General features: G+C 63.0%; 18 protein-coding genes and 2 pseudogenes. 12 read left to right on the forward strand and 8 right to left on the reverse strand.

Annotated elements, in window-relative coordinates; translation table 11 throughout:
* Positions 1–660: 660 nt before the first annotated feature.
* Positions 661–1,590: a DUF2493 domain-containing protein gene (locus tag ROE7235_RS11715; RefSeq protein WP_121095729.1), complete on the reverse strand. Its 930-nt coding sequence runs from the start codon at positions 1,588–1,590 to the stop codon at positions 661–663.
* Between the two features lie 1,056 nt (positions 1,591–2,646).
* On the opposite strand from ROE7235_RS11715, the gene ROE7235_RS11725 reads away from it, so the two are divergent.
* The 8 genes and pseudogenes from ROE7235_RS11725 (at position 2,647) to ROE7235_RS11760 (ending at position 10,191) form a co-directional block, all read left to right on the forward strand.
* On the forward strand, positions 2,647–3,009 hold the full coding sequence (locus tag ROE7235_RS11725) for a hypothetical protein (RefSeq protein WP_245963944.1): 363 nt from the start codon (positions 2,647–2,649) through the stop codon (positions 3,007–3,009).
* 73 nt (positions 3,010–3,082) lie between these two features.
* Positions 3,083–4,636: pseudogene (locus tag ROE7235_RS11730) on the forward strand (multicopper oxidase family protein).
* Positions 4,637–4,756: 120 nt separating this feature from the next.
* Entirely contained in the window at positions 4,757–4,885 is a 129-nt protein-coding gene (locus tag ROE7235_RS20820; protein ID WP_281272860.1) for a hypothetical protein, read from the forward strand.
* A gap of 17 nt (positions 4,886–4,902) precedes the next feature.
* A complete protein-coding gene (locus ROE7235_RS11740) occupies positions 4,903–5,289 on the forward strand; it encodes a DUF302 domain-containing protein (RefSeq protein ID WP_121095732.1) in 387 nt (128 codons plus the stop codon).
* A 1-nt stretch (position 5,290) separates the two neighbouring features.
* Positions 5,291–5,965, forward strand: a complete 675-nt coding sequence (locus ROE7235_RS11745; RefSeq protein WP_121095733.1) for a TVP38/TMEM64 family protein — start codon at positions 5,291–5,293, stop codon at positions 5,963–5,965.
* Positions 5,962–7,272, forward strand: coding sequence for an APC family permease (locus tag ROE7235_RS11750; protein ID WP_121095734.1), 1,311 nt, complete (start codon positions 5,962–5,964; stop codon positions 7,270–7,272). Before ROE7235_RS11745 ends, ROE7235_RS11750 begins: the two co-directional genes overlap by 4 nt.
* A 67-nt stretch (positions 7,273–7,339) precedes the next feature.
* The gene (locus ROE7235_RS11755) at positions 7,340–9,673 is read left to right on the forward strand and encodes a heavy metal translocating P-type ATPase (RefSeq protein WP_121095735.1); all 2,334 of its coding nucleotides are present in this window, start codon (positions 7,340–7,342) and stop codon (positions 9,671–9,673) included.
* Positions 9,674–9,711: 38 nt separating this feature from the next.
* Entirely contained in the window at positions 9,712–10,191 is a 480-nt protein-coding gene (locus ROE7235_RS11760; RefSeq protein WP_121095736.1) for a DUF411 domain-containing protein, read from the forward strand.
* Positions 10,192–10,257: 66 nt separating this feature from the next.
* Here the strand turns inward: ROE7235_RS11760 and ROE7235_RS11765 are convergent, their stop codons facing one another.
* The 3 genes from ROE7235_RS11765 to ROE7235_RS20140 are packed head-to-tail and all read right to left on the reverse strand — an operon-like array spanning position 10,258 to position 12,159.
* On the reverse strand, positions 10,258–11,577 hold the full coding sequence (locus tag ROE7235_RS11765; protein ID WP_121095737.1) for an MFS transporter: 1,320 nt from the start codon (positions 11,575–11,577) through the stop codon (positions 10,258–10,260).
* A 10-nt stretch (positions 11,578–11,587) separates the two neighbouring features.
* Positions 11,588–11,848, reverse strand: a complete 261-nt coding sequence (locus ROE7235_RS11770) for a metal-sensing transcriptional repressor (protein ID WP_121095738.1) — start codon at positions 11,846–11,848, stop codon at positions 11,588–11,590.
* Positions 11,845–12,159, reverse strand: a complete 315-nt coding sequence (locus ROE7235_RS20140) for a hypothetical protein (RefSeq protein WP_183073496.1) — start codon at positions 12,157–12,159, stop codon at positions 11,845–11,847. The genes ROE7235_RS11770 and ROE7235_RS20140 overlap by 4 nt, the downstream gene beginning before the upstream one ends.
* A 188-nt stretch (positions 12,160–12,347) precedes the next feature.
* On the opposite strand from ROE7235_RS20140, the gene ROE7235_RS11780 reads away from it, so the two are divergent.
* From ROE7235_RS11780 to ROE7235_RS11795, 4 genes and pseudogenes are all read left to right on the forward strand, one after another.
* Complete coding sequence (locus ROE7235_RS11780; RefSeq protein WP_121095739.1) at positions 12,348–13,076, forward strand: HupE/UreJ family protein; 729 nt, start codon at positions 12,348–12,350, stop codon at positions 13,074–13,076.
* 19 nt (positions 13,077–13,095) lie between these two features.
* Positions 13,096–13,728, forward strand: coding sequence for a transmembrane anchor protein (locus ROE7235_RS11785; protein WP_121095740.1), 633 nt, complete (start codon positions 13,096–13,098; stop codon positions 13,726–13,728).
* 146 nt (positions 13,729–13,874) lie between these two features.
* Positions 13,875–13,967 (forward strand): annotated as a pseudogene (locus ROE7235_RS20545) (DUF411 domain-containing protein); the annotation flags it as partial.
* 184 nt (positions 13,968–14,151) lie between these two features.
* Positions 14,152–14,784: a class I SAM-dependent methyltransferase gene (locus ROE7235_RS11795; protein WP_220669562.1), complete on the forward strand. Its 633-nt coding sequence runs from the start codon at positions 14,152–14,154 to the stop codon at positions 14,782–14,784.
* A gap of 325 nt (positions 14,785–15,109) precedes the next feature.
* Here ROE7235_RS11795 and ROE7235_RS11800 read toward each other — a convergent pair whose 3' ends face one another.
* The 4 genes from ROE7235_RS11800 to ROE7235_RS11815 all read right to left on the reverse strand — a co-directional run bounded on the left by ROE7235_RS11800 (position 15,110) and on the right by ROE7235_RS11815 (position 17,219).
* Positions 15,110–15,838 (reverse strand): DUF736 family protein, encoded by a 729-nt coding sequence (locus tag ROE7235_RS11800; protein WP_121095741.1) that lies wholly within the window; start codon positions 15,836–15,838, stop codon positions 15,110–15,112.
* Positions 15,839–15,963: 125 nt separating this feature from the next.
* Complete coding sequence (locus ROE7235_RS11805; RefSeq protein WP_121095742.1) at positions 15,964–16,269, reverse strand: hypothetical protein; 306 nt, start codon at positions 16,267–16,269, stop codon at positions 15,964–15,966.
* 100 nt (positions 16,270–16,369) lie between these two features.
* Positions 16,370–16,831: a DUF6915 family protein gene (locus ROE7235_RS11810; RefSeq protein ID WP_121095743.1), complete on the reverse strand. Its 462-nt coding sequence runs from the start codon at positions 16,829–16,831 to the stop codon at positions 16,370–16,372.
* 1 nt (position 16,832) lies between these two features.
* Complete coding sequence (locus ROE7235_RS11815; protein WP_121095744.1) at positions 16,833–17,219, reverse strand: DUF6878 family protein; 387 nt, start codon at positions 17,217–17,219, stop codon at positions 16,833–16,835.
* Between the last annotated feature and the right edge of the window lie 51 nt (positions 17,220–17,270).

Below are 17,270 nucleotides of genomic sequence, written 5' to 3' on the forward strand. Positions count from 1 at the left end.
CCCTCCCGGCCAATGCGCCATGGCACGCGCCAGCTATTTGGGGAGCGCACGCGCCATGGCGCTTGGTGCTCCGCCACTGGCCTGGTTTTGCGCCGCCAAATGGCCGGTTTTGTCTCCGCCGTTGACAGGTTACTCCTTGTTGCGATGGGGATCACCCAGCACGGGGGCAAGAGGCCCGGTCGCAAGCGCAAATGCGGAGGGTCCGCGGCTCCGCCGTGGAAGCCGTATTTGTGCTTGCCGAAGCGTGAGCTGAGGGCACGAACGGGCCGACCCCGTGCGATCCACATGTTAAGCAAAAAGGAGAGACCTGGATGACCTCTGCCATCACGCAGTCGCCATTGGCCTCGATCATGTCGAGAGACGCTGGCCCAGTTTGCTCATGCCCCCAACGTATGGGTGCCATGTTCCGGATTGCTGCCGCTTGGCAGGCGCTTTTTTCAGCCTCAACCGTGACGTCTCCAGCCCTCGCGTCTTGACCTGCCGACGATGCCGGTGAAGCGCGCATAGCCCCCAGCCCGAACCGACGCGGATGTGCCGCACTCTGGCGGACCGGGTGGACGGGACGCCGGTGCTGGCCGCCGCCCCCTGCCGATCACGCCTCACCGACCGCGCGCTCCGTGAGACATGACGAAAGGGCCGCCCGAAGGCGACCCTCTCAGTTTACATCTCCGCGGTTTTCTTCGCCGGATCGGCGACCCGCATGACCGTCAGGCCTTTCGCTTCCGCCTTTTGCCCGAGGTTCAGTGCGACGCCATTGCCACCGAAGAGGACAACCCCCGTCGCCGCGAACTTGTCGTCCAGCATTTCGTCGTTGCACTTGAACGGTGCCGCCCGACCGTGCGCGGACCAGCGCGGATCGAAGCGCGCCTGCGCCACTCCGCGTGCCCGGGCCCACCGCGCCGCAATCATCTCCGCCCCGTGCTTGCCACCCTTGTGGCAGAGGAAGATCTCCTGATTGCGGTTCTGTTTGATCCGCTCCCGAACCTTGTCGAGCGTGTTGAAGATCACATCGACATCGGTCCAGTCGGTGGCGCCCGAGACGATCAGGGGCACCCCCTCGACTTCCGATTTCTCGGCAGTCTCGCGATCGTGCTGCTCCAGGAGCTGCCGCGCCTCGAAGACCGCCCCGGTCTCCTGCGCCCGGACGCTCGCGCGCGAGCCTGCCGCCGGGATGAAAGCGTGGCCTGTCTCGATCTCGTAGCATTCCGCCGCTGTCTCGCTCATCACCTCGATGGCGCCGACAATCTCGCGCAGCTGCAGGAAGCGCGCCTGCGCCTCTTCGAGCGCGGTCTCGGCGATCTCCGATCCATCGTGGGATTTTGCCAGAGCGCCGATCTTGTCGGCGGTGCGGTCGACCTCCTTGCCGAGCGCCACCTTGCGCCGCTGCAGGATCGTGGCGAGCCCATGGGCCAGCGGTTCGATTTCTGCCTCGAGGCCGGTATTACGCAATTGACCGAGCAGGGTCTCGAAGCTCTCGCGGATGATGCGGTCGGTCAGAACGTGATCTTCCGGGATCGGCAGCTGTGCGTCTTTTTCCGTCAGCCCGAAAAGCTCGATGGTCTCGTAGGTGTTTGCGTTGTCGTAAGCCATGTCTGGTCTCCAGTGTTCGGTTCCAAGGCCACCACGTGAGTGTGGGGGCATGGCCGAATGCCTGGTTTCCGAATCTGCCCGGGTCAGGGACGGCGCAGCCGCCGGCTTGCCGGGCGCAAAAGTTTTCCGCGCGCAACACCTGACACATGCGCGCGCTCACGCACGAGACCGCCCCGCGCCACAGGCCCCGCCCGCGCCGAAAAGTTTTGCGATCCTTGAGGCGGGCTGATTTGGGGGCCATCCGGAGGATATGCTTCCACGCTCATGTGTGTGTGTTTTGACGGTAGGTTTGCCCGACACGAGCAGGCAAACGGCCCGACCGGACGCGGGAGACGGATGAAGCGGCGGGATCTTTTTGCGCCGCAAAACAGACCAGAGCGCAATCCGGCGGAGCGGCCGGGGAGGGACGTGCTCGCGAGGCGGGCAAACCGGGATGCCAGGCGCAACGCCGCGGTGAGGCCGCCTGGCCGAATGCGCGACGGACCGAAGGGCCGTTCTCCCCTGCGACACGCGAAGCCGAGCAGGGGAGGCCGGAAGGCTCTGCCTACGGTTGATGGGGCAGTGCTCCCGCATCCAAAAAGAGACGGACCCGCTAACGCGCTTTTATACGCAAGATCATGCAGGATGGACAAGCAACCGCCAGTAACCTTGCAGTATTGCATACGCAGCATTTTTCATCTGCTGCCACTCATCGCGTTGAACTCGACCGGCAGCAATGCGCCGAACGCGAAATTGGTGCCATTCGATAGGGTCTGAAGCCGCGAATGACCGGCACAAGAGATTCATGCGTGCTTCAATCGCGGCAACGCAGCTTCTTTAAAGTTGCAATTTGAGTAGGAAGCAACGCCGTGCCATGGTCGGTGGAGACTGACAGATAATATTACCATGAAAACAGTTTCACATCGCTGACGGAAAACTGCTTCGGACCTCTTTTCTCGATACTTCAAACCCGTTTACGGCTGAAATTCTTCGGCTTCATGCTGAGATGAAATTCTCGCCAGACACGCGCCGACTGTGACAATGGACATTCTCGTGAACAGTGCCTATATTTAAGGCATGTTCACACGCTTCGTCACCATGCTTGCCGTACTCGCGATCACCGTGGTGACAACGGTGACTTCCGCTCATGCCGCGCGCATGAGCTTGAGTTCCGGGCCGGATCACGCGACGCATGTCGCCGAAATGATGCACTCGGCGGACATTGCGAACCTCGACTGTGACGCTGGACAGCACTGTGGATCGGCCGATTCCGGAATGTGTGACTTCGTGTGCACGGGTCTTGCGACCTTCCTGACGTCGCCGGGCGGGGCTGCCGGTCACGCACACGGTCCCGCCAGCCATGACTTTCCGTCAGAAGCCATCCACGTCAGCCGCGCGCCGGGACTGAACGAAAGGCCTCCCAAACTCCGTCTCCTCTGAGCGCGCCCGGGCATATGCCCGCGGCGTCACATCGACCTTGATGAACGGGACGGGATGTCCCGAGGAGACGACCATGAACACCTTTTCGCGACGCGGCTTTCTCGCCGCAAGTGCAGCCACCATTGCCGCCGCACAAATTCCCCGACTTGCCTTCGCCCAGGCGCAGGCTCCGATCAGCCTGTCCACCGCAACCCGCACGCTCGAGATCAATGGGCGCGCCGCTACCGTCTTCGGTCTCGCAGGTCCCAGCGGCTAGGGACTTCTGCTCGACCCCGGCCAGAGGTTCCGTGTCGATCTGATCAACGATCTCGACGTCGGCACGATCATCCATTGGCACGGGCAGATCCCGCCCAACGCGCAGGACGGCGTGCCGGACATGCCGATGCCCCTTCTCGCCCCGGGTGAGACCCGATCCTACGACTTCGAGGCACGGCCGGGCACCCACTGGATGCACAGCCATGTGCCCACCCAGGAGATGCAGCTTCTCGCAGCGCCGCTGATCGTGCGCTCACAGGAGGACCTGGCTGCCGACCGACAGGAGGTCGTAATGTTCCTTCATGACTTCTCCTTCAAGGCCCCCGAGGAGGTTCTGGCCGAGATCGGCGCAGGTCATGGCGTCGGGCACGGCGCGGGCCATGGTGCCGGTGCAGTGCCCGATCAAGGCGCTCCCATGGGAGGCATGGGGGCGATGCAGGGCATGGATCACGGGGCCATGGGCCATGGCGCCACGGGCGGCATGCCGATGGGCAACATGCCCGGCATGGGCGGGATGATGGGCATGGGCGGCCAGATGGGCGGCATGGCCATGGACCTGAACGACTATGACTGGGACGCCTATCTTGCCAACGACCGGACGCTGTCGGACCCCGAGGTGGTGCAGGTCGAGCGCGGCGGGCGCATCCAGCTCCGGGTGATCAACGCCGCCGCAGCGACGGTGTTCTGGATCGAAACCGGCGGTGCCGAGGCGAGGCTGGTCGCGGTGGACGGGCACGCCGTCCAGCCTATCGCGGGCTCACGGTTTGGGCTGGCGATGGGCCAGCGGCTCGACATCGAGATCGACCTGCCGAACGAAGGCGGTGCTTGGCCGATCCTCGCATTGCGCGAAGGTGCGCGGGAACGTACCGGCCTGATCCTTGCCACGCAGGGTGCCGAGGTCCGGCGCCTCGATGCCATGGCGGAGACCGCGGCACCCGCGTTCGACACCGATCTTGCGCAGGAGGCGCGCCTCATCGCGCTGGACACCCTGCCGGATCGACCCGTGGACCGCAGCCAGATGCTGATGCTGGGCGGCTCAATGCAGCCCTATGTATGGACGATCAACAGCGCCGTCTGGGGCCAGCACCAGCCTATCACCGTCCGCAGCGGCGAGCGGGTCGTGCTGTCGTTCCACAACATGTCGATGATGGCCCACCCGATGCATCTGCACGGCCACGTATTCCAAGTGGTCGGGATTAATGGGCGGCGCGTTGCCGGCGCGCTGCGCGACACTGTCCATGTGCCGCCAATGTCGATGGTTGATGTCGCGCTCGATGCAGGCGAGGCCGCGCGCTGGATGCTGCATTGCCACCACATGCCGCACCTTGCGACGGGGATGATGACCGAGTTCGCCGTCACGACCTCGGTCTGATCCCGGCGGGGCGTTCGGACAGGGCGCCCCGCCCGGCACCGATCCTAGTCTGTCCTGCCCCATGTTGTCGTGAGGGTCGGCCAAAAGACGCACCCTGCGTGTGAAAATCAGGAGGATGAGATGATGAACTGGAACGACATGGGCTCCGGAATGGGTTTCGGAATGGGGTTTGGCTGGCTCTTCGGCCTGCTGATCCTCGTGCTGGTGGTTTTGGCCATAGCTGCACTGATCAAATATCTTCGGAAGTGAGAAAAAAGGACTCAGAAATGACCTACACGATCAATCGCATGATCTCGGACGCGGGAATCGACGAGGTTGATGCGCGCACACGCAAGGCGCTGGCAGACCATGGCTTCGGCGTCCTGACCGAGATCGACGTCAAGGCGACGATGAAGAAGAAGCTCGATGTCGAGATGCCGGCCTATCGCATCCTTGGCGCCTGCAACCCCGGGATGGCGCACCAGGCCATCGGGATTGAGCCGCGGGTGGGCGCGATGCTGCCCTGCAACGTCATCCTGCGCGAAGTCGAGGACAGCGTCGAGGTCAGCGCTATCGATCCTGTGGCGTCGATGCAGGCGATCGAGAACGCCGAACTGACGGCCGTGGCGGGCGAGGTGCGCGACCTCCTGGCGAAAGCCGTCGAGGCGATCTGAGATGAGCCTGCGCGCCGCCATCCTCACGGGCCTTGCGATCCTCGGGATCGGACTGCTCGCTGTCTGGCAGTTCGCGCCTTCGGTATTCGCCGAGGCGCGCAGCCTTCTGGACGTTGAGCGTCTGGAAATGCTGGTGGCGCGCGCCGGTCTCTGGGGGCCGGTCCTGATCGTCACGCTTATGACCCTTGCGGTCGTGGCCAGCCCCATCCCGAGCGCGCCGATCGCACTGGCGGCCGGAGCGGCCTACGGACATCTCTGGGGGACCGTGCAGGTCGTCATCGGCGCCGAGTTCGGGGCGCTGATCGCCTTCGGTCTCGCACGGGTTCTGGGGCATGATGTCTTGCGGCGGGTGTTCGGTGATCGCGTCGATGCCGGGCTTCTCGGCTCGCAGACCGCGTTGACGGCGACGGTTTTTGCCAGCCGCCTGATGCCCTTCGTGTCCTTCGACATGATCAGCTACGCGGCCGGACTGAGCCGAATGCACGCCTGGCGTTTCGCCTTCGCCACATTGGCGGGGATCATCCCGGCAAGTTTCCTGCTGGCACATTTCGGCGGTGAGGCGGTTAGCGGAGACCTCGGGCGCGCGACATGGGCGGTGCTCGGACTCGGGCTTGTGACGGGGCTGCCGCTGCTCTGGGTGGCGCTGCGGCAAAAGCCTGAAAAGGAAAATCCATGACGAAAAGCGATTACGAGAAGAACAGCATTACCCTGCCAGGCGCAGTGGCCATGGGAACCGGTGTGATGATCGGCGCGGGCATCTTCGCGCTGACCGGACAGATCGCCGAACTCGCCGGACCGCTCTTCCCGCTCTCGTTCGTCGTCGGCGCCATCGTGACCGCGTTCAGCGCCTACACCTACATCAAAATGTCGAACGCGTTTCCGTCAGCCGGCGGCATCGGGATGATCCTGAAGAAGGCCTACGGCCCGACAACGGTCGCGGCGGGCGCCGCCCTCCTGATGGCGCTGTCGATGGTGATCAACGAAAGCCTCGTCGCGCGCACATTCGGCACCTACACGCTGCGGGCGTTCGGCGGCGATCCGGATAGCGTGCTGGTGCCAATCCTCGGTGTCGGGCTGATCGTCTTCGCCTGGCTCGTGAACGTATCGGGCAACCGGTCGGTCGGGCTGTTCTCCATCGTCATGGCCGTTCTCAAGGTGGGCGGCATCGCGCTGTTCGGGGCAGCCGGTCTCTGGGCGAGCGGCATCTCGTTCGAGGCGACGGGTGGAGACATGGGCGCCACCGGGTTTGTGGCCTCGGTTGCGCTGTCGATCCTGGCCTTCAAGGGCTTCACGACCATCACCAACAGCGGCGCAGAGGTCACCGACCCGCACCGCAATGTGGGCCGGGCCATCATCTGGTCGATCGCCATCTGCGTCGTCGTCTATCTGCTGGTGGCCTTCGCGGTCGGCTCGAGCCTGCCGCTCGACCGCATCGTGGCGGCGAAGGACTACGCGCTGGCCGAAGCGGCCCAGCCCTCCCTCGGTCAGACCGGCTTCTACCTGACGGTGGCGCTGGCGCTGGTGGCCACCGCGTCGGGTCTGATCGCGAGTGTGTTCGCCGTCTCTCGGATGCTGGCGATGCTCACCGACATGAAGATGATCCCGCACAGCCATTTCGGGATGCCGGGCACGATCAAGGACCACACACTCGTCTACACGGTCGTGATCGCGGGCTTTCTGACGGTCTTCTTCGACCTAAGCCGGATCGCGTCTCTTGGGGCCTTCTTTTATCTGGTGATGGACATAATCATCCACTGGGGCGTGTTCCGGCACCTGCGCGAGGAGATCGGCGCGCAGGGCTGGGTGTTGCTGACGGCCATCGCGCTGGACGCGGCGGTGCTGGCCGCCTTCGCCGCGATGAAGTGGCAGTCCGACCCCCTCATTGTCGTTCTAGGCGCGACCGGCATGGCGCTGGTGTTCCTGTTTGTCGGGATCTTCCTCGCACGCAATCCCGCCCCGGAAGACGCTCACGACCATTACTAAAAAGAGCTTGAGCTTCCAACGGCTGGAGGCCGCAAGCTGAAACAAGACATCGAAAGGCTGGCAGACCATGGAGCATGATCATCATCACGCGGCACCCGACATTCCGGCGGGGACAGAGACGGCAAAGGACCCGGTCTGCGGGATGACGGTCGCAGTCAAGCCGGACGGACGTCACGCGGAGTTCCAGGACGAGACGTTCTATTTCTGCTCGGAGAAATGCCAGACAAAGTTCAAGGCGGATCCCTGGTTCTATGCCTCAGGCCGCGCTGCCAGGCAGAAGAAGGCTGCTCCGGCCAACGTCCAGTACACCTGCCCGATGCACCCCGAGATCGTGCGTGACGCGCCCGGGGCCTGCCCCATCTGCGGCATGGCGCTGGAGCCGATGGTGCCTTCGGATGAGCCCAGCGAGGAGCTGACCGACTTCACGCGGAGGATGTGGATCTCGGCGGCGGCTGCGGTGCCGCTCATCATCCTGACGATGGGCGAACTAGTCGCCCTGCCAGTACGCGACTGGATCGGCCACCAGACCGCCAGCTATCTGGAGTTCGTTCTGGCGACGCCGATCATCCTCTGGGCGGCGTTACCGTTCTTCAAGCGAGGCTGGGATTCACTTGTGAACCGGTCGCCGAACATGTGGACGTTGATCAGCCTCGGGGTGGCAGCGGCCTATCTCTATTCGATCGTGGCAACATTCCTGCCGGGCGTCTTTCCCGAGCAGTATCGGATGGGCCACGGCGTCGGCACCTATTTCGAGGCGGCGGTGGTGATCGTCGCTCTGGTCTTCGTGGGCCAAGTTCTCGAACTGCGAGCGCGCGAACGCACCGGGGACGCGATCCGCGCGCTTCTGGACCTTGCACCCAAGACCGCACGACGCATCCTGCCGGACGGAACCGAATACGACGCGCCGCTGGAGAACATCATGGAGGGCGACCGGCTGCGGGTGCGCCCCGGCGATGCGGTCCCGGTCGACGGAACGGTGATCGAGGGCCGCTCGTCGCTGGACGAAAGTATGTTGACTGGCGAGTCCATGCCCGTCGAAAAAGGTCCAGGTGATGCGGTGACAGGGGCCACTATCAACAAGAATGGCAGCCTTGTGATCGAGGCGGGCAAGGTCGGTGCTGACACCGTTCTGGCGCAGATCGTGACCATGGTGTCTAACGCGCGACGCTCGCGCGCGCCGATCCAAGGGCTGGCAGATCGGGTTTCCGCTATTTTCGTACCGACCGTTGTGGGCATCGCGATCTTCGCCTTCGTGGTTTGGATGATCTTTGGCCCAGAACCGGCGCTGGTTTTCGCCATCGCCTCGGCCGTATCCGTACTGATCATCGCCTGCCCCTGTGCGCTCGGGTTGGCCACACCGATCTCGATCACCACGGCGGCCGGGCGCGGGGCACAGGCGGGCGTGCTGATCAAGGACGCTGAGGCGCTGGAACGCATGGCGGCTGTTGACACGCTGATCGTCGACAAGACCGGCACGCTGACCATGGGCAGGCCGAAACTGACAGACACTGTGGCGCTTGGCGATGTGGCGGAGACGGACCTGCTTTCTCTGGCGGCGGCCCTCGAGCGCGGGTCTGAGCACCCGCTGGCAGAGGCGATTGTCGAGGGGGCCGAGGCCCAGGGCGCTCCGCGTCAGGAGGCCAAGGACTTCGACGCCGTCACCGGCAAGGGCGTGCGTGGCAAGGTCGGCGAACGCGCGGTAGCGCTCGGCAATGCCGCGATGATGCGGGAGATGGGGCTGGACACGGGCCCGGCCGAAGCCAAGGCCGACACTCTGCGCGCCGAGGGCAAGACGGCGATGTTCGTCGCTGTTGATGGAACTCTTGCGGGCATCGTGGCGGTGGCCGATCCGATCAAGGACAGCACCGCGCAGGCGATCAAGGAACTGCACGCCCAGGGGCTGCGCGTCATCATGGCGACAGGCGACAACGAACGCACGGCGCAGGCAGTGGCGGCTAAGCTCGGCATCGACGAGGTGCGGGCGGGTGTGCTGCCCGAGGCCAAGAAGGACTTGATCGATCAATTGCGTCGCGAGGGCCACAAGATCGCGATGGCCGGCGACGGAGTGAACGACGCCCCCGCGCTGGCCGCCGCCGATGTCGGCATCGCCATGGGAACAGGCGCGGATGTCGCGATGGAAAGCGCCGGTATCACCCTGCTGGGCGGTGACCTAATGGGCATCGTGCGGGCGCGCAAGCTCGCCCGGGCCACCTTGCGCAACATCAAGCAGAACCTGTTCTTCGCGTTCGCCTACAACGCGCTTGGCGTTCCCATCGCAGCAGGGCTGCTCTACCCGGTCACCGGACTTTTGCTCTCGCCAATGATTGCGGCAGCGGCGATGAGCCTGTCGTCGGTCTCGGTGATTACCAACGCCTTGCGGCTCAGGCGAGTTGACCTCTGACCTGCCTGCACAATATCCAACATCGAAAGGAAAATCAGATGACCCAAGACACTTTTTCCCGTCGCACGCTCCTGATCGGAGGGGTAGCACTGTTCGCTGCATCGCCCCTGCGGGTTCTGGCACAAAGCGCCGGACCGGCGATCCACGTGATGAAGGACCCTAACTGCGGCTGCTGCTCGGCCTGGATCGAGATCCTCGAGAACAACGGCTTCGCCGTCACGACCGAACCCAGCCTCGGAACGCTGCTGATGCGCTACAAGCTGGATAACGGCATCCCGCAGAATATGATTTCCTGCCATACAGGCCGCGTCGATGGCTATATGATCGAGGGGCACGTCCCCGCTGCCGACATTCGCCGTCTGCTGGATGAACGCCCCAATGCAGTCGGCCTCGCAGTGCCCGGGATGCCCTACGGTTCTCCCGGCATGGGTCCCGAAACTGAGCGCGAGGCATACGAGGTGTTCCTGATCCTGCGCGACGGGTCGACAGAAGTCTTCTCGACCTATCCTGCTGCATAGGTTCCAGGCGAAATCCAGGGAGGTGCCCTGTCGGTCAAGCGACGAGCCAAGGGCTCTGCCGGTCGCTCAAAGTTGAGACGCCCAGCGAGGGTGCTCTTCGTCCACGACGAAGGAATGGGCATGCCGCCGCGTTCCGTGCAGATGCGGGTGATCGAGCGGGAGGTTGTCGTGGGTGTGCTCAAAGGTCTCCGGGTCCTCGCTTGGCCAGAAGCGGAGCGCCGCGACGATGCTTGCTCCCGCAAGGCCTGCCAAGACGCCAAGTGCCGCAACGGGCCCAAACCGCGTCATCAGCCACCCCGACAGGGGGTAGGTGAGCAGCCAGCAGGCGTGGCTCAGGGCGAATTGCGCGGCGAAGAGCGCGGGGCGATCCTCGGCATGGGCGGAGCGGCGCAGCAGCCGCCCGGATGGCGTCAGGACAGCGGAATACCCCAGCCCCACGAACAGCCACGCGCTAAGCAGGACCGGCCAGACAAGGCCAATGGTCGCGACCTCGGTTGCCAGTCCCAGAAGTGTCACCACCATCAGCGCAGCGCCGCCCACCATCACCGGGCGGTCTGACACCTTGTCCAGGACCCTCGGCAAAAGCAGGGCCGCGATCATCGACCCTGCGCCAAAGGCGAACAACGTCCATGCCAGCTCGGAGGCGTCCAGCCCCAGCGTGCTGCGCACCAGTACGATGGAATTGACCAGCACCATCGCGCCTGCCGCTGCGGCGGCCATGTTCAGCGCCAGAAGCCCGCGCAGGCGCGGTGTGGCAAGGTAGATGCGGATGCCCCGGGTCGTGCGGTCGTAGATGCCGCGCGGCTGCGACGGTTTCGGGCTGGGCAGCAAGACCGAGACGACCAGCGCCGCGGAGGCCGCAAATCCGACCACTGTGCCGAGAAAGAGGGAGTTGTAGCTCATGACAGCGAGCAGCAGCGCGGCGAGCATCGGACTGGCGATGTTCTCCAGATCGTAGGCAAGCCGCGAGAGCGACAGCGCGCGGGTGTAGCGGGCCTCGTCCGGCAGCACGTCGGGGATCGTCGCCTGGAAGGTTGGCGTGAACGCCGCCGAGGCCGATTGCAGCAGGAAGATCAGGATGTAGACCTGCCAGACTTCCGTGACGAAAGGCAGGCAAAGCGCCACGCCCGCCCGCACAAGATCAAGCGCCACCAAAAGTGCGCGCCGGTTCACCCGATTGGCAAACGCGCCTGCGATGGGGGCGATGCCCACATAGGCGACCATCTTGATGGTGAAGACCGTGCCCAGGACCAGGCCTGCGTTGTCGCCCGCCAGATCGTAGGCGAGAAGTCCGAGCGCGACCGTGGCAAGCCCCGTGCCCAGAAGAGCCACGACCTGCGCGGCGAAGAGATGGCGGTAGGTGCGGTCGGCAAGGACTTCCAGCACAGGGGTGACCTCAGAGGTATCGTGAAATGGCTTTCAGTTCGTCGCGATTGGCAGTCGAATGCTCGACGTCGAGGCAATGGTCCAGGTGGTCGTGGATCAGTGCGCGCTTGGCGTTTGCGATGGCTTTCTCCACCGCCTGCATCTGTTGCGCGATCTCGAGGCAGGGCTTTCCCGCCTCGATCATGTCGATCACGGCGCGAAGATGCCCATCGGCGCGCTTCAGCCGGGCAACGAGAGCGGGGTGGGTTGCATGCACATGGGGCTTTGTCATAAAAAGAGATTATCCTCCCCCAGAGGATAGAACAAGCTGGCACGATCAACGTGCCGCGAACTGAAAACGAGCAGGCAGGCAAACCGGTGAAACCCTTGCGAACATACGGACGAAGTGCGCTTGCGGCGCTTCTTTGCCTTTCGGTTGTTGTCTGGTCCCTTGCGCCCAGCACAAGCCACACCCCGTCTGTGTTCGATGTTGTTGCCGATCATGCTGAAATGATTGCCGAACACGGCCATTCGCACGGGTTCGAGGCGGACTTCTACGCGGCGCTTCATGGACATAGCCATGATGTGGCCGACCATGATCACAGTCAGGCTCTTCTCGCGCTCGGCGCAAGCGGGCACCCATCCTGGGGATACAGGGATAATTTCCGGCTTCACCCGTCTTCGAGCGGGCCGCATCGCGCATATCTGATCGAACGACCTCCGCGCGTCTGATCGGTGCCGCCTCCGCGCGGCTTCACCGATCAGTCAACAAAACACACCGGAGATCCAACATGACCTCAACTTCGCGGGTCCTGCGCGCCTTGGCACCACGCCAAATCGCCACGCTGACCCTACTTCTGCTGGCGGCATGCATGCTGACCGTCAGCCAAGCTCTTGCCCATAACGTTACCGCCGGTGACGCGGGCTATATTCAGGAAATCTGGGGGGTGAAGATCATCCCCTTCATCTATCTCGGCGCCAAACACATGGTGACCGGCTACGACCACATCCTGTTCCTGCTCGGCGTTGTCTTCTTTCTCTACAAGATGAAGGACGTCGGCATCTATGTCAGCCTGTTCGCCATAGGCCATTCGGTCACGATGCTCTTGGGCGTCTGGTATGGATGGGGCATCAACGCTTACATCATCGACGCGATCATCGGCCTGTCCGTGGTCTACAAGGCGCTCGACAACCTCGGTTATTATCAGAAGTGGTTCGGGTTCCAGCCCAATACCAAGGCTGCCACGCTGATCTTCGGTCTGTTCCACGGTACGGGCCTCGCCACCAAGATCCTCGAGTATGACATCCCGCAGGATGGGCTTCTGGCGAACCTGCTGGCGTTCAATGTCGGGGTCGAGGTGGGCCAACTGCTCGCGCTCGCAGTGATCCTGATCGTCATGGGGTATTGGCGCCGCCACCCCGACTTCATGCGGCAGGCCACCGTCGCGAACCTGGTGATGATGGGCCTCGGCATCTGGCTAACCGGCTATCAGATCGCCGGCTACATCGCCTCAACATAAGCATAGATTGGATATTCACATGAACAACGCACCCAAACCGAACCTCGAAGACCTGCCGACCAAGGCGCAATTGTTCCGCTCAAGCGTCATCGCGGGGATCGGAGCAGTGGTGATCTTGGTCACCATCTACCTGCCCGCAGAACATGCCATTGACCCGACCGGAGTTGGTCGCGTTCTCGGGCTGACCGAAATGGGCGAGATCAAGCTGGAGCTTGCCGCAGAGGCTGAGGAAGACCGCTTGCTGGACGAGCAACTTGGTCAGGACCAATCGTCGAGCGTTCTTGACGCCGTCTTCGGTCTGTTTATCGGCACTGCCCATGCCCAAGAGGCGCAAGAAGTCTGGCGAGACGAAGTGACATTCACCCTCGAACCCGGGGCCAGCGCCGAAGTCAAGATGACGATGGAAGCCGGGAATGTCGTCGAATACGCATGGACAGCGACCGGGGGGCGGATCAACTTTGACCTCCACGCCCATGGCGGCGGCGAGTCGATCGATTACGAGCGTGGCCGCGGCGAAACGGCTGGCGAGGGCAGTATCGAAGCCCCCTTTGCCGGCAATCACGGGTGGTTCTGGCGGAACCGCGATAGCACGGCGATCACGATCACGATCCAGTTGCGTGGCGATTACAGCGAGATCGTCCAAAGCAATTAATCGATAGCACCTGCGGGAAACCGCAGGTGCCTCTTTCACCGCGCGCTAGCGATCAAGCAGAACCTGTTTTCCGCCTTCGCCTGCAATGCCGCGAGCATCTCGATCGCAGCTGGCGTTCCACAACCCGTGTTTTGCATTTTACGTTTATGGGACCGGAACGCCAACGGGAGGCGTATGATGTCTTCCTGATCCGCCAGTATGGCAATACTGAGGTGTTCACCCGGTACGAAGCCGCATGACCTCGTGAATTTCAGGCATGAACTATCCATCGAGACGCTTCGCCGATAACTGCAATGGCGCAAATCGAGGCATCTTGTCAGCGTTGCTCAAAGATACTGGGTGCTTGACGTTATCGGCCGATCAGTTCCGGTTTCCAGCTTTGACGCGTTCCGCTATACCCTGATTTCAACGGAGGTTTGAGCGATGATGGCGGGTGAACAAAAGCACTGGGACGGCGTCTATGACGCGCGCGCAGAAGACGAACTGACCTGGTTCGAGGCGACGCCCGAGGTCTCGCTGGATCTTGTGCGAACCTATCTAAAACCCGGCGAGGCTTTCATCGACGTTGGTGCCGGAGCGTCGCGGCTGGTGGATGCATTGCTCGAGACGGGTCTCGGCCCGCTTACCGCGCTGGACCTTTCCGACGGCTCGTTGGCCCAGAGCAGGCAGCGACTCGGTTCGCACAGCGACGAGATCACGTGGATCGACGCAGACGTGACAAGATGGCAAGCCGATCGGGAATACGCGGTCTGGCACGACCGGGCTGTATTTCACTTTCTGACCGACGCCGAGGATCGCGCTGCTTATGTGCGCGCCATGACACGGGCGCTCCGTTCCGGTGGGATTGCTATCATCGCGACCTTTGCCGAGGATGGGCCCGAGAAGTGCTCGGGGCTCTCGGTGGTGCGTTATTCGCCTGAAGCTTTGGCAGAGGAACTCGACCGATTGCATCCCGGTCAGTTCGACCTGATCGATACGAGACGGCATATGCACATCACGCCGAAGGGCAACCGTCAGAGCTTTCAGTATAGCATTTTCAGGAAGAAGGTATCCTGAGACGGGGTCCACTATCTTGGCAGGACGGCAGATTTTTTTACGTAGTGGGCTTGCGCTTTCAGCCGTGGGCAATCTCTTATATGCCCACCTTAATGATCCGCCGCATTATTGGAGTAAGCAAACGCACTCCCACCGACTGCTTTGGGTCGAACCGTCGCGCAATTTTGCAGCCGCAGCATAGCTGGCGCTGCGTATGCCACGACCGAAATTAGTCGGGGTCCCGCGATCATTGATATCATCTCTCAACGACGCCAACACAGCAAAAAGGGGAACCGTGTTCCCACGGCTCCCCTTTCGGTGCGGCTGGTCTAATCTCGCGCGCTGATCACGCGACCAGCGACAGCCCCGCGCCCGCGTCCTGCGACTGCTCACCGCTATCGATGAACGGGATGATCGAGAAGGTCTGGCCGCCACGTTGCTCTTCGTTCTGCACGGCGTTGACGCGCAGATCGCCATCGGGCGTGTTGATCAGCAGCGACAGGTAGTCATTGCCCGTGCGGCTGCTCTTGGCCATCCAGGCCGAGCCGACGCGGATCGGCGTGCCACGCGGCGAGCTGACCTCGATCCGGTAATCGGGGTGGGTCTCCTCGGCTTTGTAGCTGTTCTCGATCAGCATGAACTCCAGATCGAACATCATGTTGGCGATGTAGCCGATGAAGGCGTTGTCCGCGTCCATCGCGGTGAGCTCGCCCGAGATCGAGCCGGATTTCATCAGGCCGTTCGAGACCAACGGGATGATCTCGAACGCGCCGCTCTGGGCCGCGCGCGCCTCTTTCGTCTGCACCGCGTTAACCCGGAACGGGCCGAGACCCACGTCAAGCTGCATCGAGATGTAGGGGTTGCCGCTGGTATTGCCGGTTTCGTTCCAAGCCGTGCCGATGCGCACCTTGCGGCCGGATTTATTGACCGCCGTCACGTCGTAATCCGGGCTGCGCGCGGACATCTTGGCCCGTGCCTCGAGCTGGATCGCGATGTCAAAGCGCGTCCCGTGGATCATGCCGGTGTACTCGGCGGCTGCGGTCTCGGCATTGCGGGTGAGGGTTCCTGCGAACATGCGATGGTTCCTTTTGGATTGGCCGGTGCCTGACGTCCTTGCCAGCGCATCCGGGATTGCTTTCTCGACCCCTTGAGGAGTCACAAAACCGAAAGCTTGCTTTCCCTTTATGCCCCGCCCTCGACTCAGCGCTGCCGTCTGAGTGGGTGTGCCGCCGCGCCTCCGGGTGCTGTACCCCTTCCCTGCCCGTCTGGTCTTGATTGGCGGCCCGGATTTTCCTCGTGGGCCTCCTCCGATCCAGCGATAAAGAACTCCACCTCATCTCCGTTCAACCGTTGCCCGCCCCGGTCGGTCAGACCGATGCAGCTGCCGTTCGGCACATAGGTGATCAGGTACTGACCGAGCCGGTCTTTGTGCACGCGGTATCCGGTATTGGCCCAATGCACGGTCTGGCCGGCATCGACGGCAGCCTTGATTTCATCGATCGTCATGCGATCCTCCAAAAGAAATATGGTGGGGAAACGGCGCAAGAAGCCCGATCTTCAAACCGGGCTTCCGCGCAGCATTCATTTGGCGAAGAGCCGGGAGCTATCAGGCGCTTTGCGTGGCTTGCGTCGCGCGCGCCGCCATCCAATCCTTCAGGCCAAGAACTGTTCTGCCGGCGGCGACCTCGGACGCCCAGGCAGCCCTTGGATCGCCGCAGGGCTCGATGCCGACATGGCCTTCGATATGGCCATTGGCCATCCACGGCTCTGGCTGGATCCGTCGCAGCCAGTCCGCCATGCTCGGGATGCGGCCCTGGCAGTCTTCGCGGACATGTTGTTCGCCAATCCAGCGCACGGGGATGTCTCGTCCCGCGCTATTGGTCAGGGTCAGGCCGAAGACACGTTCGGCCTCGAACAGACCTTGGGCATGGTGGCGCAGCGCCCTGTGCGTGAAGAGCGCGAGGTGCTCTTTCGAGGCGTCGAACCAGTCGTGCACAGCCTGATAGTCAGACGGCACCCCGCCGAACTTCCGGGCTGAGCTTTCTGCATGATGAAGCGGATGCGCCATCTCAAAGCCCCTCGTCATAGCTGTGCGAGCAGTCCACGAAACGGTCCGCGTGATCGAGGGTGATACTGTCGGCTGCGATGTCCCAGGTCAGCGTACCAAAGCCGCCCTCGTTGTTCTCGAACCCCGGGTGATGGTGATAGGCGAGCGACCAGGCGAAGTCGCCGACCTCTGCGGCAAGCGACTCCGGCAGTTGGACCTCTGCAGGCTGCACCGTCACATCCTCGACATTGCCGGAGTCGCCATAGCCTTCGTATTCGGCAGTGACCTCGCTGATGCCAAGCGCGCGTAGTTGCGCGAGCAGCTCCGTGCGGGATGCCTTCAAGTTGGTTTCGCGCTCCGCGCGCCACTGAGCCGCCATTGCGGCATAATCGATCTGGGGATTGGTCATTGGTCTGTCCTCTTGTCAGAAGTTGGGGGGCCGGGCGTGGCATTGGTCAGC

The sequence above is a fragment of the Roseinatronobacter ekhonensis genome, from assembly GCF_900499075.1.
Taxonomy (GTDB): Bacteria; Pseudomonadota; Alphaproteobacteria; order Rhodobacterales; family Rhodobacteraceae; genus Roseinatronobacter; species Roseinatronobacter ekhonensis.

What these genes read in the sequence shown, in the direction of transcription:
- ROE7235_RS11740 (WP_121095732.1), top strand. Translation starts at nt 4,903, where the DNA reads ATGACCTACACGATCAATCGCATGATCTCGGACGCGGGAATCGACGAG.
- ROE7235_RS11760 (WP_121095736.1), top strand. Translation starts at nt 9,712, where the DNA reads ATGACCCAAGACACTTTTTCCCGTCGCACGCTCCTGATCGGAGGGGTA.
- ROE7235_RS11815 (WP_121095744.1), bottom strand. Translation starts at nt 17,219, where the DNA reads ATGACCAATCCCCAGATCGATTATGCCGCAATGGCGGCTCAGTGGCGC.
- ROE7235_RS11780 (WP_121095739.1), top strand. Translation starts at nt 12,348, where the DNA reads ATGACCTCAACTTCGCGGGTCCTGCGCGCCTTGGCACCACGCCAAATC.
- ROE7235_RS11715 (WP_121095729.1), bottom strand. Translation starts at nt 1,590, where the DNA reads ATGGCTTACGACAACGCAAACACCTACGAGACCATCGAGCTTTTCGGG.
- ROE7235_RS11800 (WP_121095741.1), bottom strand. Translation starts at nt 15,838, where the DNA reads ATGTTCGCAGGAACCCTCACCCGCAATGCCGAGACCGCAGCCGCCGAG.
- ROE7235_RS11785 (WP_121095740.1), top strand. Translation starts at nt 13,096, where the DNA reads ATGAACAACGCACCCAAACCGAACCTCGAAGACCTGCCGACCAAGGCG.
- ROE7235_RS11795 (WP_220669562.1), top strand. Translation starts at nt 14,152, where the DNA reads ATGATGGCGGGTGAACAAAAGCACTGGGACGGCGTCTATGACGCGCGC.
- ROE7235_RS11750 (WP_121095734.1), top strand. Translation starts at nt 5,962, where the DNA reads ATGACGAAAAGCGATTACGAGAAGAACAGCATTACCCTGCCAGGCGCA.
- ROE7235_RS11745 (WP_121095733.1), top strand. Translation starts at nt 5,291, where the DNA reads ATGAGCCTGCGCGCCGCCATCCTCACGGGCCTTGCGATCCTCGGGATC.
- ROE7235_RS11725 (WP_245963944.1), top strand. Translation starts at nt 2,647, where the DNA reads ATGTTCACACGCTTCGTCACCATGCTTGCCGTACTCGCGATCACCGTG.
- ROE7235_RS11755 (WP_121095735.1), top strand. Translation starts at nt 7,340, where the DNA reads ATGGAGCATGATCATCATCACGCGGCACCCGACATTCCGGCGGGGACA.
- ROE7235_RS11810 (WP_121095743.1), bottom strand. Translation starts at nt 16,831, where the DNA reads ATGGCGCATCCGCTTCATCATGCAGAAAGCTCAGCCCGGAAGTTCGGC.
- ROE7235_RS11770 (WP_121095738.1), bottom strand. Translation starts at nt 11,848, where the DNA reads ATGACAAAGCCCCATGTGCATGCAACCCACCCCGCTCTCGTTGCCCGG.
- ROE7235_RS20820 (WP_281272860.1), top strand. Translation starts at nt 4,757, where the DNA reads ATGATGAACTGGAACGACATGGGCTCCGGAATGGGTTTCGGAATGGGG.
- ROE7235_RS11805 (WP_121095742.1), bottom strand. Translation starts at nt 16,269, where the DNA reads ATGACGATCGATGAAATCAAGGCTGCCGTCGATGCCGGCCAGACCGTG.